This is a genomic window from Streptomyces natalensis ATCC 27448 (genome assembly GCF_000935125.1).
In the GTDB taxonomy this organism is placed as follows: Bacteria; Actinomycetota; Actinomycetes; order Streptomycetales; family Streptomycetaceae; genus Streptomyces; species Streptomyces natalensis.
On the sequence record NZ_JRKI01000026.1, the window covers coordinates 355,724 to 370,312 of the forward strand.

Annotated in this window: 17 protein-coding genes; 8 read left to right on the forward strand and 9 right to left on the reverse strand. The window is 71.0% G+C overall.

Annotated features, from left to right (window positions below; translation table 11 throughout):
- Positions 1 to 136: 136 nt before the first annotated feature.
- The 4 genes from tuf to SNA_RS38375 all read right to left on the reverse strand — a co-directional run bounded on the left by tuf (position 137) and on the right by SNA_RS38375 (position 3,786).
- On the reverse strand, positions 137 to 1,309 hold the full coding sequence (gene tuf / locus SNA_RS17645; protein ID WP_030064925.1) for an elongation factor Tu: 1,173 nt from the start codon (positions 1,307 to 1,309) through the stop codon (positions 137 to 139).
- Positions 1,310 to 1,418: 109 nt separating this feature from the next.
- Positions 1,419 to 1,559 carry a hypothetical protein gene (locus tag SNA_RS43240; RefSeq protein WP_198535058.1) on the reverse strand — a complete coding sequence of 47 codons (141 nt, stop codon included), beginning with the start codon at positions 1,557 to 1,559 and terminating at the stop codon, positions 1,419 to 1,421.
- A 406-nt stretch (positions 1,560 to 1,965) separates the two neighbouring features.
- Positions 1,966 to 2,649 (reverse strand): pyridoxamine 5'-phosphate oxidase family protein, encoded by a 684-nt coding sequence (locus SNA_RS17650; protein WP_044365726.1) that lies wholly within the window; start codon positions 2,647 to 2,649, stop codon positions 1,966 to 1,968.
- A 324-nt stretch (positions 2,650 to 2,973) separates the two neighbouring features.
- Positions 2,974 to 3,786 carry a hypothetical protein gene (locus SNA_RS38375; RefSeq protein WP_241779701.1) on the reverse strand — a complete coding sequence of 271 codons (813 nt, stop codon included), beginning with the start codon at positions 3,784 to 3,786 and terminating at the stop codon, positions 2,974 to 2,976.
- A 513-nt stretch (positions 3,787 to 4,299) separates the two neighbouring features.
- Here SNA_RS38375 and SNA_RS17660 point away from each other — a divergent pair.
- Positions 4,300 to 5,208 (forward strand): SCO4651 family lipoprotein, encoded by a 909-nt coding sequence (locus SNA_RS17660; RefSeq protein WP_198535059.1) that lies wholly within the window; start codon positions 4,300 to 4,302, stop codon positions 5,206 to 5,208.
- Between the two features lie 40 nt (positions 5,209 to 5,248).
- Here the strand turns inward: SNA_RS17660 and SNA_RS17665 are convergent, their stop codons facing one another.
- Positions 5,249 to 6,118 (reverse strand): SCO6745 family protein, encoded by an 870-nt coding sequence (locus tag SNA_RS17665; protein WP_044365728.1) that lies wholly within the window; start codon positions 6,116 to 6,118, stop codon positions 5,249 to 5,251.
- A gap of 32 nt (positions 6,119 to 6,150) precedes the next feature.
- Between SNA_RS17665 and SNA_RS17670 the strand changes: the two genes are divergently transcribed.
- A complete protein-coding gene (locus tag SNA_RS17670) occupies positions 6,151 to 7,053 on the forward strand; it encodes a S41 family peptidase (protein ID WP_044365730.1) in 903 nt (300 codons plus the stop codon).
- Between the two features lie 10 nt (positions 7,054 to 7,063).
- Here the strand turns inward: SNA_RS17670 and SNA_RS17675 are convergent, their stop codons facing one another.
- The 4 genes from SNA_RS17675 to SNA_RS17690 all read right to left on the reverse strand — a co-directional run bounded on the left by SNA_RS17675 (position 7,064) and on the right by SNA_RS17690 (position 9,687).
- Positions 7,064 to 7,300 (reverse strand): hypothetical protein, encoded by a 237-nt coding sequence (locus SNA_RS17675; protein WP_030064932.1) that lies wholly within the window; start codon positions 7,298 to 7,300, stop codon positions 7,064 to 7,066.
- A 2-nt stretch (positions 7,301 to 7,302) separates the two neighbouring features.
- Complete coding sequence (locus SNA_RS17680; RefSeq protein ID WP_030064933.1) at positions 7,303 to 7,539, reverse strand: DUF6400 family protein; 237 nt, start codon at positions 7,537 to 7,539, stop codon at positions 7,303 to 7,305.
- A gap of 219 nt (positions 7,540 to 7,758) precedes the next feature.
- Positions 7,759 to 9,006 (reverse strand): PP2C family protein-serine/threonine phosphatase, encoded by a 1,248-nt coding sequence (locus SNA_RS17685; RefSeq protein WP_078969980.1) that lies wholly within the window; start codon positions 9,004 to 9,006, stop codon positions 7,759 to 7,761.
- A gap of 270 nt (positions 9,007 to 9,276) precedes the next feature.
- Positions 9,277 to 9,687 (reverse strand): organic hydroperoxide resistance protein, encoded by a 411-nt coding sequence (locus tag SNA_RS17690; RefSeq protein WP_030064935.1) that lies wholly within the window; start codon positions 9,685 to 9,687, stop codon positions 9,277 to 9,279.
- Positions 9,688 to 9,812: 125 nt separating this feature from the next.
- Here SNA_RS17690 and SNA_RS17695 point away from each other — a divergent pair, with 125 nt between their 5' ends.
- From SNA_RS17695 to SNA_RS17720, 6 genes are all read left to right on the forward strand, one after another.
- Complete coding sequence (locus SNA_RS17695; RefSeq protein ID WP_030064936.1) at positions 9,813 to 10,265, forward strand: MarR family winged helix-turn-helix transcriptional regulator; 453 nt, start codon at positions 9,813 to 9,815, stop codon at positions 10,263 to 10,265.
- A gap of 294 nt (positions 10,266 to 10,559) precedes the next feature.
- Entirely contained in the window at positions 10,560 to 10,793 is a 234-nt protein-coding gene (locus SNA_RS17700; RefSeq protein ID WP_030064937.1) for an acyl carrier protein, read from the forward strand.
- Positions 10,790 to 12,031, forward strand: a complete 1,242-nt coding sequence (locus SNA_RS17705; protein WP_044365733.1) for a beta-ketoacyl-[acyl-carrier-protein] synthase family protein — start codon at positions 10,790 to 10,792, stop codon at positions 12,029 to 12,031. The genes SNA_RS17700 and SNA_RS17705 overlap by 4 nt, the downstream gene beginning before the upstream one ends.
- 134 nt (positions 12,032 to 12,165) lie before the next feature.
- Entirely contained in the window at positions 12,166 to 13,065 is a 900-nt protein-coding gene (locus SNA_RS17710) for an alpha/beta fold hydrolase (protein WP_030064939.1), read from the forward strand.
- Between the two features lie 148 nt (positions 13,066 to 13,213).
- Positions 13,214 to 13,531: an ArsR/SmtB family transcription factor gene (locus tag SNA_RS17715; RefSeq protein ID WP_044365735.1), complete on the forward strand. Its 318-nt coding sequence runs from the start codon at positions 13,214 to 13,216 to the stop codon at positions 13,529 to 13,531.
- Positions 13,528 to 14,376, forward strand: a complete 849-nt coding sequence (locus SNA_RS17720; RefSeq protein WP_030064942.1) for an SRPBCC family protein — start codon at positions 13,528 to 13,530, stop codon at positions 14,374 to 14,376. The genes SNA_RS17715 and SNA_RS17720 overlap by 4 nt, the downstream gene beginning before the upstream one ends.
- Positions 14,377 to 14,589 lie beyond the last annotated feature (213 nt).

Below are 14,589 nucleotides of genomic sequence, written 5' to 3' on the forward strand. Positions count from 1 at the left end.
CACCGTTCCATTGTGCCGGGCGGGACGGGGGCGGAGCGGGCGGGCGGAGCGGACGGACGGAGCGGGCGGGCCGCGCCGGGGCGGAGAGCACCGCGCCCCGTACCCAGGAAGGTACGGGGCGCGGCTGTGGGCCGGCTCACTCCTCCACGGAGCGGACCGTGCCGGCGCCGACCGTGCGGCCGCCCTCGCGGATGGCGAAGCCGAGGCCCTTTTCGAGGGGGACCTCGCGGCCGAGTTCCACCGAGATCGTCACCGTCTCGCCGGGCCGGGCCACACCGCGGTCGCCCAGGTCGACATCGCCGACCACATCCGCGGTACGCAGGTAGAACTGCGGCCGGTAGCCCGTGGCCAGCGGCGTACGGCGGCCGCCCTCCTCCGTCGACAGCACATAGACCTCGGCGGTGAAGCGGCGTCGTGGGGTGACGCTGCCCGGCGCCGCGACCACATGGCCGCGGCGCACCTGGTCGCGGTGGAGCCCGCGCAGCAGCAGCGCGACGTTGTCCCCGGCCTCGGCCGACTGCATGGGCTTGCCGAAGGTCTCCAGCCCGGTGACCGTGGTCTCGGTGTCGGCGCCGAGCACCGCGACCCGGTCGCCGACCCGTACGGTGCCGCGCTCGACGGCTCCGGTGACGACCGTGCCGCGTCCGGTGATGGTCAGAACGTTCTCCACCGGGAGCAGGAACGGCGCGTCCGCGTACCGCTCGGGCATCGGGACATAGGTGTCGACGGCGTCCAGCAGCGCTCCGATGGCCTCCGCCCAGCGGGGGTCGCCTTCCAGGGCGCGGAGCCCCGAGACCCGCACGACGGGGACGTGTTCCCCGTCGTAGCCGTGGGCGCTCAGCAGCTCGCGCACCTCCAGCTCGACCAGGTCGGTGAGCTCCGGGTCGCCGGCGTCGGCCTTGTTGAGGGCGACGACGATGTGGCGGACGCCGACCTGTTTGGCGAGCAGCACATGCTCGGCCGTCTGCGGCATGATCCCGTCGAGCGCGGAGACGACGAGGATGGCGCCGTCGAGCTGCGTCGCACCGGTGACCATGTTCTTGATGAAGTCGGCGTGGCCGGGCATGTCGACGTGCGCGTAGTGCCGGGTGTCGGTCTCGTACTCGACGTGCGAGAGGGTGATGGTGATGCCGCGGGCGGCCTCCTCCGGGGCCCGGTCGATCCGGTCGAACGGTACGAAGGTGCCGCTGCCGCGGTCGCTGAGGACCTTGGTGATGGCGGCGGTGAGCGTGGTCTTGCCGTGGTCGACGTGGCCCATGGTGCCGATGTTCAGATGCGGCTTGGTGCGTACGTATGCCGTCTTGGGCATGGTGTTCTTCCTCGCAACGAAGCGGTGAGAACGGCGACTTCGCGCCGTGGGGACCCCTGAGCCACTCCGACCCTCCCCCTGTGGGGTCCGCCGGACGGTCCGGAGAGGGTCAGCTTCGTGCGCCGTCGGTGAAGGCGACGGCTGCGGTCGCGAGGACGTCGGTGTGGACGTCGTCGGCAGCGGCATCGACGGCAGCCTTCAGCGCGTCCGCGACTGCGGACGGCAGGGAGAGGAAGGCGTGCCGGAACATGCGTCCAATGGTGCCGGGCGCCGGCGGCGGCGTCGAACGATTTATGTGCGGAGGGGGGTTGAGGGGCCGACCGGCCCCCTCACGAGCGTCCGTCGGGCGGGCGGGCGCGGCCACGACACCCCCGTTGGCGTGGCCGCGCCGGCCGTTCGTCGGACCTCTGGATCAAGAGCACCACTTCACGACGGTCCGTTCCATTCCCGCAGTGAGCCCGTCGTCGTACCACGCGTCCGGTGAGGGATCGGGGGATCCGGGGAGTCGAGTCCGTCTCTCCGTTGCGGCTGGGGTGGGAGGCGGTGGTGGCGCTTCCCTCTCGCTGAATGCCGCGGTGGAGGCCGGGGAGCGCCGCCCGGCGGACAGCGCCGGCTGAGCGGCTATGTGCGAGGGCGGGCGCCCCGCCCCCGCGGCCTCATGCCTGGGCGGCGGTGCCCGCGCGCTGTACGAGGTGCGGCGGCGGGGCGATGGCGGGGTCCAGGTCGGGGGCGGACCGGAGGGCGCCCCATGAGGCGTTCAGCGGCAGGACCCCGGCCCACAGCCCGAGTTCGGCGTCCGGGGAGTCGCCGTCGTCCGGCGGGCCGGTGCGTACCTTGACCGAGGACTCGACGAGCGAGAGGGCGAGCAGCGCGGTGGCGGCCAGTTCCTTGCGGCTGGGGCGCCGGGCGTAGTCCCACTGCCCCGGGGCGGACTGTTCGGTCAGGCAGCGCAATCCGGCGAGCTTCTCCTCGTCGTCGGTGACCGGGCGGGGCACTCCGTAGATCATCGCGCTGCGGTAGTTGACGCCGTGCTCGAAGACGGAACGGGCCAGTACGAGCCCGTCGACGTGGGTGACCGTCACACACACCGTGGCTCCGGGGGCGGCGACGAGGCTGCGACTGGCCACCGAGCCGTGGAAGTAGAGCGTGCCACCGTCCGCGCCGTAGACCGTGGGCACCACCATGACCGTGCCGTCCACGGTCACCCCGAGGTGGCATACGAACCCGGCCGCGAGTATGGAGTCCAGTGCGGCGCGGTCCGCGCGGCCCTGCTCGCGCAGCCGCCGGTGGCGGGTGCGTTCCGTTGCCGACAGGGGGCGGGCGGGGGGCGGGGTGGTCATGGAGGTCCTCGGTGTCGTCGTGGGGCGGCCGGCTCCGGTAGCGGGCTCGCAGTCCCGTACCGTGACCGGAGCACACTGATTCCGAGAGTACTGATTCCATGCCCATCAGACGATAGATTTCGCCATATCCGTTGCCAGCAGAGCATTACGCAACCGATTTCGCAGCTCGCACGGCGATACAGGAGCCGCGACGCGCAAAGCCCCCGCCTCGCCCGCACGCCCCGAGAAGGACCGGCAAAGCCCCGCCGGTCGGTCACCGTGGCGGGGCGGGAGGTACGTGGCGAGGCGGGCGGGGCGGGGGCAGGCAGCGAGGCGCGCGGGGTGTCAGGAGCTGAGGTGGTACTGCGTCCACGGCTGGTGGGCCGGCTCGGGTTCCTGGTACGGCGGCTGGGTGATGGTGCCCCACGGGGCGAGTGCGCTGTCCCAGTCGGGGGCGAGGGTGCTCATATCGGCCACGGTTTCCGCCGGTTGCGCCGCGCCGGGGTGCCACGCGGACGCCATGCCGTGCCCGGACGGGGCGGTGGCGTTCCAGGCCGCGGTCTGCTGTGCGGGAATGGTGCACTCGGACTCGTGCAGATCGCCGCGGCGGTGGCGTCCGCCGTAGGTTTCGCCGGCTTGGCCGGGGGCGTGATGGAAACGCCCCTGGGCGGCCAGCTGCTGGGCGCGGGTGAGCAGCCGGTTGAAGTCCAGACCGAATTCGGTGGCAAGTTCGCGCAGATCGACGCCGGTCTGCCAACTGCCGACGAGCACCGCGTCCAACGCCGCCGACCAGGAAGGCTCCGATGAGGAGGCCGCGGTGTCGCGGCTCTCGCGCGGGGTGGCCGTGGGGCGGGTACCGGAAGAAGAAGAATAGGAGGACGGTGCGGCGTCGGGGGTCTGCTCTGACGAGGTATCGGGCGCCGGCGTCGCCGTATCGGTCTCCCGGGGGGCGGCATTGGGAGCCGCGGCGAGCAGCTGCTCGGCGACTGCGCGGGCGTCGTCCTTGCCCACCGTGCGCCGGGCGATCCGCACTTCCCGCTCGTTCAAGCCGAACAGACCCGCCACCGCGCCCGTACTGCCGACGGTCACCGCGAAGGCCGCCAGGACCCGTGACCGGTCGGCCTGCGCCTCGTCCAGCCGGGCCTGGGCCTCCCGCACTCGCTCATCGCCAAGACAAAACGCTTCTGCGAGTACGGCGTTACGGTCCCACAACTCTCTAGGCTCCATACCCTGACAACGCCGCTCCTCCGCAGGTGATCCGATCTTGTCTAGCAAAGCACCCCAAAGCAGGCATTCACACACCAGCTGAAAATCACCCCGCAGCGGAGCCGGCGGGCCCCTCCGCGTACGGAACAGGCGGGCAACACGGACTGTCAGTGGCGTGGGCTACTGTCTCCGCCAGACAGGCATTCGACTGTTCGCCGATGTGCGGTTCATGACGTGTGGTCCGCGCAGCGCGTCCGCAGTTGCTGTCCGCGCTTTACGTTACGCATCACGTTACGCAGTTTTACGTTTCGCACTTCGTGTTCCGCACTGTGTGTTCCGCACCTCTAGGGGGAGGCCATGGCCCGACGTTCTTCGCTCTCACTGTTCCGTTCTTCGGTGTCGCGCTCGTCGGTTTCGGGTGCGCCGGTTTCGCGTACACCGCTTCCGCCGACGTCGGTCCGTGCCGTGGGAGCGGTGCTCGCCGGTGTGCTGCTGTGCGGTACGGCGGCCTGTTCGCCGTCCGGCGGGGCGGCGCGGGACCGGTCGGCGAAGCCGGAGCGGTTCAATGCCGCGCCGATCGCCGCGGTGCGCAAGGCCGTCGACAAGGGCGCCAAGCTCAACTCGCTGTCGTACTCCGTCAATGGCAAGATCGCCGGTCAGGGCACCGTCCAGGGCAAGGTGTCCATCAGCCTGCATCCGCGGGCCCTCGACATGCGGATGACGGCGGCCGGCGGGGTGCGGTCGGGCGAGATCTCGGTACGGCTCATCGGCAACACGGTGTACGTGGACGGGGGCGAGCGCGCGGCGGCGGCCCTGCACGGCAAGCACTGGCTGAAGTTCCAGATGCGGGGCAAGGGGCCGGGCGGCGCGGCCGGTTTCGGAGGCATGCGGCAGCAGGCCGACCAGGACCCGGCGGCGCAGGCGTCGTTGCTCACGCAGTCCAAGAACATCAAGAAGGTCGGCCAGGAGACCGTCGGCGGGGTCCGGACGACGCACTACGCCGGTACGGTCTCGGTCGATGAGCTGCTGAAGCGGCGGCCCGCCAAGGACGCCCTGGCGGCCAAGCGGCGCGAGCGGGCGGTCCAGCGGTACAAGGCCCTCGGGGTGAATGCGCTGACGCTGGATCTGTGGGTCGGACCCGATGACCGTACGGTGAAGTTCCGCGAGCGCGCGACGACGGACCGGGGGCCGCTGGACCTCACCCTGCGCTTCTTCGACGTCAACAAGCCGGTCACGGTCCAGGCGCCGCCCGCGTCCGACACCATGGACCTGACGCAGCGCTTCCGGCAGGGATTCCGGCCGGGGGCCCAGCAGGGCTTCAAGGAACGCGGGGGCGCCGGGGTCGGCACGGGGATAGGCACCGGGTCGGCGTGAGCCCACGCCGACCCATGGGACAGGCCCTGGACGCCAGGGCCTAGACCTGGGCCTCGCTCTCGTCGGGGTGCGGCAGGCCGATCGGGTTGGGGAACGGCAGGACGTCCGCGGCCAGGATGCGTCGTACGACGTCTTCCAGGCCCTCCAGGAGTCGGTCGGTCTGCGGCCTGGAGAGCGGGCGGAGCAGCTGGGCCGCCAGGCGGTCGGTCTCCTCCTCGATACGGTTGCGCTCCTGGCGGCCGCGGTCGGTGGCATCGCCGCGCCGGTCCAGCAGCCCGCGGGAGCGCAGCCGGTCGGCGGCGGCCGCCCATTCCTCCTCGGTCCAGCCGCGGTCCTGCCGGATGGTGTCCTTGGGGACGCGGCCGGCCCCGGCGCTCAGGACCAGGGCCTCGCAGCCGTCGAGCCCTTCGTCGGCGAGGACGCACAGGTGGGCGTCGCCCCGGAACTCGCGCAGTGCGGTGCTCAGTTGCCACAGCCGCTCGACGGGGTCGGCGTGATCGCACAGCGCGCGGTTCGCGGCGAACAGCGGCCGCGCGACGACGGGCGCGTCCTCGACGATCGTCAGCAGCGGGCCCGACAGCTCGGCGGCCGTCTCGTCCAGTCCGGGGTGAATCCCGCGCAGGGCGCCGGCGGCGCGGCGGGCGCGTTCCTCCAGGACATGGGTGGGGCTGACGAGCTGCCAGGCCGCGGGCAGCGCGCGGGCCACCATGCCGGGCGCGAAGACGCCGAGCACGGCGGTGGCGAGCGAGGGTTCCACGGCACCGAGCGGTGCCGTACGGGAGGCGAAGTAGCCCATCCAGAAGCCTTTGAGGCCCAGGGCCTTGCCCAGGCCACGACACTCCTCGTCGAAGTAGGTGACGGCGTGCAGCGGTTCGGTCAACAGCCAAAGCGATCGGGCGCGCAGCTCCATGCCCGCACGCTACCCCTCTAAGATCACCGGCCATGCCCACCAACGCGCGAACCACCGCATCCATAGTGAGCGACGCCCTCGACCACATCACGGCCGGCTACGTCTTTCCGGAACGAGCCGCCGACATCGACAAGGCCCTCCGGGCGCGGCTCGCCGCCGGCGAGTACGACGGACTGAGCGGCCCCGACCTGTGCACGACGGTGACCGCCCAGTTACACGAGATCTGCCCGGACCGGCATCTGCGACTCCTGTGGCGGGACGAGCCGCAGTCCCTCGCACCGGCGGACGCCGACGAGGGCCAGGCGGCGTTCCTCGCGCTGCTGCGCTCCGAGAACCAGGGCATTCGCCGCATCGAGTGGCTCGACGGGAACATCGGCTACCTCGACATCCGGCTGATCGCCGATGCCGGGGAGGGGGGCCGGGCGATCGGCGCGGCGATGGAGCTGGTCGCGCACACCCGCGCCCTCATCCTCGATCTGCGGAAGTGCAGCGGCGGTGCGCCCACCGGCGCCGCCCTGTGGTGCACCTATTTCTTCCCCGACGATCAGGTGCACCTCAACGACATCTACGAGCGCAGGACGGACTCCCTCCGCCAGTACTGGACCGCTTCCCATCTGCCCGCACCGCGTTATCTCGGCCGTCCCGTATACGTGCTGACCAGCGCCGCGACCTTCTCGGGCGGCGAGGACGTGGCGTACACCCTTCAGGCGCACGGTCGCGCGGCGATCATCGGGGAGACGACCGGGGGCGGGGCTCATCCGACCGACCCGTACCCGGTGACCGAGCACATCACCGTCACCGTGCCGACCGCCCGGACGATCAACGCGGTGACGGGGACGAACTGGGAGGGGGTCGGCGTGTCACCGGATCGCGCGGTGCCCGCGGAGCAGGCGCTCGAGGCCGCCGTGGAGGACCTGAAGGGTCGGGAGGAGTAGCCGGGAGGGCTCAGGTGGTGGTGCGGCCGACGCCGCCCGCCCCGAAGCCGGAGTCCCAGGCCCACAGATGGGCGCAGTTGGGGCACTGGAGGTGCAGTCGGCTGCCCTCGTTCGACAGCAGATAGCGCCAGTGGTCGGCGCAGGTGCGGCCGTCGAGGCAGGTGGCGCAGGCCCGGTGGTCCTGACATCCGGGGCACGGCACCCAGGCCCGGCGGCCGATATCGGCGGTGGGATCGAGCGGCAGCATGCTCATGCCTGTCCGGAGGCCGGCAGCACACCCTCGGCGACCAGCATGTCGTAGGTGGCCTGCTGCTCGGCGTCCAGACCCGAGTAGAGCAGCCGCTCGGCCGCCGCCTCGCCCTCCATCACCTCAAGGGGATTCCAGGCGTCGCCCAGCGCCGCGAGCACCTCGGTCCGGCGCCGGGTTTCGTGCTCGGTGAGGTCGAACGCGAATATGTGGTGGTCCGGGCTGTTGCGGTCGATCATGGTGCGGGTCCCATGGCACTTGGGGATGATTCGGACGTGTTTACCAAGTGGGGCGGGACTGAGGAAGCGTCAGACCAGGAGGCCGCGTTCCGACGGCCGGTCCGGGGCGAGGGCCAGGCGGCCCGAATACGCCACATCATGCGGCGTATTACCCATTCCCCTCGATCCGTTTAATCCGTTATGCCCGACATGGCGATGAGTCGGCGAGCGTGACGTATCTCATCGCCCGGCCGCCGGGTCGCCGGGCAGGCGGCGCACCGCGACGGCCGCGGCGTCATCGCCGAGACGTCCGTCCGTATGCGTCAGCAGCTCCTCGCGCAGGCGCCGCAGCAGCTGCTGCGGACTGCTCTCGCTCCAGGCGGCGGCGCGCTCGGCGAGCGGGTAGAACGCGCCCCTGCTGTCGCGGGCCTCGGCCACCCCGTCGGTGTACAGCAGCAGAAGATCACCGGGCTCGAAGGGGAAGGTCTCGACCACGTACTCGGGCTCCCCTGCCAGAACACCGAGGCCGATCGGCAGGGCGGCCCGCTGGGGGTGCAGGATCGTGATCTCACCATCGCGCAGCAGGAGGGCGGGGGGATGACCGCAAGTGATGGTGCGCAGTACGGGCCACTGGTCGGGGATGTCGAAGAGCGAGGCGGTCGCGAAGGTTTCGTCGGTGTCGGCATGGGCGGCGGCGGCACCGCCCGTCGCCCCGTCGCGCACCCTCCCCCCGTCGCGTTCCGCCCCCCTGTCACCGTCCGCCGCCGCGTGGGCGGCCCCCGGGTCGGCGCGCCACTGGCCGCTGTCCCAGCGGACGGCCCCGTCGAGATGAATGGCGAGGTTGGGCAGCGTGGCCTGACGGTGGGCGGCGGCGCGGAAGGCGCCGAGGAGGAGGGCGGCATGGCTGTAGGCGGGCAGCCCCTTGCCCCGTACATCGCCGATGATCAGCCGGGTGCTGTAGGTGGTACGCGCCGCCGCGAACAGATCGCCGCCCATTTCCGCCTCCTCCTCGGCGGGCAGATAGAGCGAGGCGATCTCCAGCGCACCGCTGCGCCGGGGCAGCGGCCGCAGCAGGACCTGCTGGGCGACACCGGCCACCGAGCGGCTGCGGATGAGCCGTCGCTCGTTGCGTTCCCGTACGGCGGCGAACAGCACGACCAGCGCGCTGACGGCCACCAGGGCGGCGATCTGGGCCTGGAGGTTCTCGGTGAACAGCACGCCCCGCGCGATCCCGATGAACACCTGGGCGGCGACCGCGAGAGCACCGATCGCGGCGGTGACACGGGGCCCCGCGAAAGCCGCCGAGACGGCGGGCGCGGCGACGAGGAGCGGCCCGAGATGGATGTCGGGCGGCGAGAGCACATCGATCACGACAACGGTGACGATCAGTCCGACCGGGATCAGCGTCAGAACAGGGCTCAGACCTCGCCGCCCGGGCAGCAGCCCCCGGAGGGCTTCAGACAGCCGTCGCGCCAGTCGTCCAGGCATGTGCACCAGCCGTTGAAAGGCCATGCACCATATTTGCACCCATAACAGATAAATGTCCGCTTAGTGCGGCGGCGCATCTCCCACGCGCCCGGTGACGCACCCGGTGCCATGCCTGGCGACGCGCCCGGAAACGCACGTGACGCCCTTCACCGATCGTCGCCGATCTTCAGCGACCGACCGATTCGCGCCGGCCCCCCACCCCAACTCCCCTACCAACAGAACGAGTTATCCCATCCGTCCCGCCGGGCACCCCGCCACCGCACACACCCCCTACTCGATGACCAGCTCGACATCGATGTTGCCGCGGGTGGCCTTGGAATACGGGCAGTACTGATGGGTCGCCTCGACCAGCTGGCGCCCGGTCTCGCCGGCCAGGGCGTCCGGCAGCTCCACCCGCATGACCACGGCCAGGCCGAAGCCGGTGTCGTCCTTGCCGATGGAGACCTCGGCGGTGACCGAGACATCCTTGGTGTCGATCTTCATCTGGCGCCCGACATTGCTCATGGCGCTGGCGAAGCAGGCCGCGTATCCGGCGGCGAAGAGCTGCTCGGGGTTGGTGCCCGCACCATTGCCCCCGAGCACGGGCGGCAGGGCCAGGGCGAGGTCGACCTGCCCGTCGGAGCTGACGGCCCGGCCCTCGCGGCCATTGGCGGTGGCGACAGCGGTGTACAGCGCGTCCATGTGTTTTCCCTCTCGCACGGCATCGAGCTTCATTGAGCTTCATTCAGGGGCAACCATTGCACACACTTAGATTGGATGCAACTTGGTTGTACACAACTCAATAACCAGCGAGCTAATCTGAACCCATGACCACGCTCCCGGTACCCGACTCCGAACTGCTCCGCCTCGACCACCAGGTCTGCTTCCAGCTGCATGCCGCCTCGCGCGCCTTCGGCAGCGTCTACCGGGACGCCCTCAAGGACCTGGGCCTGACCTATCCCCAGTACCTGGCCATGCTGGTCCTCTGGGAGCACGGCGCGCAGCCCGTCAAGGCCATCGGCGAGCAGCTGCGGCTGGACTCCGGCACCCTCTCCCCTCTCCTCAAGCGGCTGGAGGGCGCCGGCCTGGTACGCCGCGAGCGCAGCACCGAGGACGAGCGCTCGGTGACCGTCCATCTGACGGCCGCCGGCGAGGACCTGCGGGAACGGGCCCTGCCGGTGCCCCGCCGGATGCTGGCCGCCACGGGCCTGACCGTCGAGGAACTTCGTATGCTGAGGGGTCTGTTGGGACGGGTCACCGCCGCCCTCGACGAGGTCTGACGCCCCGTCGGCGTACGGCCAGGGGCCGGGCCCGTGGGCCGAGTCCGACGACGTCTCCCCGTACCCTCCGTCGGCCCGTGCCGTTAGGACAGGCAGATGCCATCCAGCGTGTGCGGCATGGGGCCGCGCACTCCCTCGCACGCCCCGGTACGCCCATCACTCCATTGAGCTACCGAGGTTGGGGAGTCCTCGGGACCACGGCGTATAAAGAGTGGCCGAACCAGCCGGAGCCGCCGGCGAGCACCCGCCAGGACGCGGTTGGCAGCACGCCTACGAACAGCGGAGGAGCGCCACGTGAATGCGGCAGAAGTTGTCAACGACCTGCTGGTCCAACGATTCGGGGTGGCAAAGGCCGACATCCGCTTCGAGACCCCGCTGCGCAAGCTGAAGATGGACTCCCTGGCGCTGGAGGAACTCCGGGTGCTCATCGAGGTCCAGCTGGACATCGATCTCGATGAGGTGGCGCTGACCTCGCGGGACACCGTGGGTGCGCTGGTGTCCGCCGTCGACGGCAAAGTCGCGGCGTGACCGCCCGGCAGCAGCCGTTCTCCGCGGCGGTGACGGGGCTGGGGCTGGTGACCGCGGCAGGTGTGGGCGCGAAGGCCGCCTGGCACACCATCACCCATGACTGCGCGCCCGGCGGGGTGTCCCGGCCGGACGAACTCATGGACCTCCCCTGCGACTTCATGTACACGGTCGGGGACCTGGACCCGGCCGAGGTGCTGGGTGTGGCGACCCAGCGGCTGATGGACCGCTTCTCGCAGTTCGCGGTGATCGCCGCCCGCGAGGCGGTCGCGGATGCCGGGCTGGAGCCGGAGACCTGGGACAGCGCCCGGGTCGCGGTCGTCATCGGCTCCGCGCACGGCGGCGTGTCCTTCTACGACGAGCAGCACACGACGATGCTCCAGCGCGGCGCCCGCCGGGTCTCCCCCAAGCTCGCCCCGCTGAGCGTCATCAACAGCGCGGCCAGCAGCGTCTGCACGGACCTGGGCGTGCACGGTCCCAGCTTCGGTGTGGCGACGGCCTGCTCCTCCGGCGCCGTCGCGGTGGGCACCGCGCACCAGCTGCTGCGCGCCGGGGTCTGCGATATCGCCATCGCCGGCGGCGCGGAGTCGACCATCGCACGCCTGCTGGTCGCCAGCGCCTGCCAGATGAAGGCGGTCTCCACCCGTCGGGACAAGCCGTCCGCGGCCTGTCGGCCCTTCGATGTGGAGCGGGACGGTTTCGTGGTCGGCGAGGGCGCGGGTTTGCTCGTACTGGAGCGGCCCGAGCACGCCCGCGCCCGGGGAGCCACCGTCCGCGCACAGGTCTCGGGGTACGGCGCATCGAGCGATGCCTACGCGGCGGTGGCGCCGGACCCCGACGGCACGGGCATCGAGCGGGCGCTGCGGACGGCGCTGGCGGACGCGGAGGTCGCGCCGGGCGATGTCGGATACGTCAATGCGCACGGCACCTCGACGGTCGTCAACGATCTGATCGAGGCGATGATGCTGGAGCGGGTGCTCGGCGATCATCTGCTGGTCTCGTCCACCAAGGCGATGACCGGACACACCCTGGGCGCCGCCGGCGGGATCGAGACCGCGCTGACCGTGCTGGCGCTGGAGCACCAGCTGGTGCCGCCGACCGCCAATCTTGAGGTGCCCGATCATCGGATCCCCCTCGACCTCGTGCGCCAGGAAGCCCGGCCCGCGAGGTTCGACTGCGCGGTCAAGACGTCGCTCGGCTTCGGCGGACACAACGCCGCGCTCGTGCTGACGCGCGGTTAGCCCCGTTGCCGCCCCTGGCTCCGCACCCCACGAATATTCCGCACCCGCAAACAGTGACCGATGGGAACGGGCGCGCCACCTCGGCGCGGCCCGTTCCCGTCGGTCTTCTCCCGCTTCTCCCGAAGGAATCAGCCATGGCCGAGGAATCGATCCGCTCGCTGTCGGTGAGCGGGGTGTCCTATTCGTACCGGGTGGTGCGGCAGCCGGACCGGGTCACCGAGCCCGTCATGGTGCTGGGCGGCGCATTGCAGGGCATGTACGGCTGGCCGCAGATGGACGAGCATCTGGGGCCGTTCGCGGAGGTGGTCACCGCCGACCTGCCCGGCATGGGCAGCGCCGACCCGCTGCCGCCGGGGCCGTGCATCGGCCTGCTGTGCGCGGCGATCCAGCACATCATCGACGATCTGGACGTGCCGCGGATCAATCTCTTCGGCTTCTCCTACGGCGCGGGCCTGGCCTATACGTGCGCCCAGCGCTTCCCGGGGCGGATCGCGCGGCTGGCGCTCGGCGGCGTTCCGACGCACATCACCACCACGCAGATCGACCACTGGCGGCGGGCCGCCGAGCATCTCTTCCGCGGTGAGCTGGAGTCCTTCGCCACGGTGAGCACCGAGGGACTGATGTGTCTCGACGAGAGCCGGCATGTGACCAAACGGCAGTTGGCGTACCGCTATGTGCGGCGCTCGATGCTGCATGCGGCGCGGCACTCCCCCCATGCCGTCGACTCGGTGCGCCGCGCGCTGACCGACCGCCCGGACTTCTCCCGCGGCCTGAGCGGCGTACGGACGCTCGTCTTCAGCGGCGAGCACGACACGGTGACCTCGTCGGCCCGGCAGCGCGACTTCGCGGCCCGGATCCACGGGAGCCGCTTTCTGTCGATTCCGGACGCCGATCACTGGGTGGTGCTGGAGCGCCCGCTGGAGGTCGCCGACCTGGCCACGCGATTCTTCACGGACGCGCCGCTGAGCTCGGCGCCGTGTCTGTTCGCGGCGTCGGACGATGCGTGGGCGGTCGGGGATCCGGCGTATGCGTGAGGGCGCGTCGTAGGGGCCGTCGCGGGGGCCGCGTAGTGGTGAGGCGGATCGGCGGGGGCGGGGGCGGGTAGCCGGGCTGACCTGCGGCGATGCGGACGGGCCCGTATATTTCCTTGCGGTTATATAACTCCAGAGCAATACTGGTGCCATGCCCATACCGTTCGACGTCCTCGCGGAACCGAGCCGACGCAAGATCCTCGATCTGCTGCTGGAGCGGCCGCATCTGGTCGGTGAGCTCACGGCGCGGCTAGGGCTGAGCCAGCCCGGTACGTCCAAGCATCTGCGGGTGCTGCGCGAGGCCGGGCTGGTCCAGGTCCGGCAGGAGGCCCAGCGCCGCTGGTACGCGCTGCGGCCCGAGCCGCTGGCGGAGCTCGACGCCTGGCTGGCGCACTACCGGCATCTGTGGACCGGGAGCCTCGACGCCCTCGAACGGCATCTCGACGCCATGGAGGACGACCCCTCATGAACCCGCACTCCGACACCCTCACCACCGCCGACGGCCGCACCGCACTGCGGATGGAGCGCCGGCTGGCCCACCCCCCGGAGAAGGTCTGGGCCGCGCTCACCGATCCGGCGCGTATCGGGCAGTGGTTCCCTGCCGAGGTCACGGTGGAACTGCGGCCCGGTGGGGCGATGACCTTCTCCATGCCCGGGGTCAGCGGTATCGCGCTGGCCGGAACGGTCACCGATGCCGAGGAACCGCGGCTGTTCGCCTTCTCCTGGGGCGAGGACCATCTGCGCTGGGAGATCGCCCCGGACGGCGACGGTTCGCTGCTGACCTTGGTGCACACCTTCGGCGACCGCTTCGGCGCCGCGAGCTTCGCCTCCGGCTGGCATCTGTGCCTCAGCTCGCTGTCACAGCTGCTCGACGGCGAGTCGACGGCCGTGCATCCCGACTCGGGCGCACTGCACGAGGCGTATCTCGAACAGTTCGACCTCGGTCACGGCAGCGTCGAGGAGACGGCCAACGGGGCACGGATCCGTTTCGAGCGTCAGCTGGTACGGCCGTCCGCTGCCGTCTGGGCGGCGCTGACCGGGGGCGATGAGCCGGCACCGGGCGAGCCCGTGCCGGACGGCTTCACCGCGGAGGGGGTGGCGGGCGGGCCGGTCACCGAGGTGCGGGCGGCGGAGCTGCTGGCGTACCGCTGGGATCCGCAGGGCAGGGTCCGCTGGGAGCTGCGGCCGGGCACCGGCCACGGGCCGCGTCTCGTACTGACCCAGACCGGGCCGCGGGGCTTCGACACCGAGGCGGCGCTGGCTGCATGGCATGCGCGGCTCGAGCATCTGGCGGCCCGGCTGCTGGAGGACTGACGGCGCAGCGGCCCGTTATTGGCGCTCCTTGTGCGGTGGCGCACAAGGAGCGCCGTCGCATATCGGCAAAAACGCCCATGAAACGCCCATTGGGCGTGTGAGCCAGGCAACTTCGGCGGTCTCCGAAAGCCGGTTTCGGCGGGCTATGCAGTGACGCCGGGCACAGGACGTAGCTCACTTACGAGCTTTCCTAGTGGGCACATCTCCGACGGA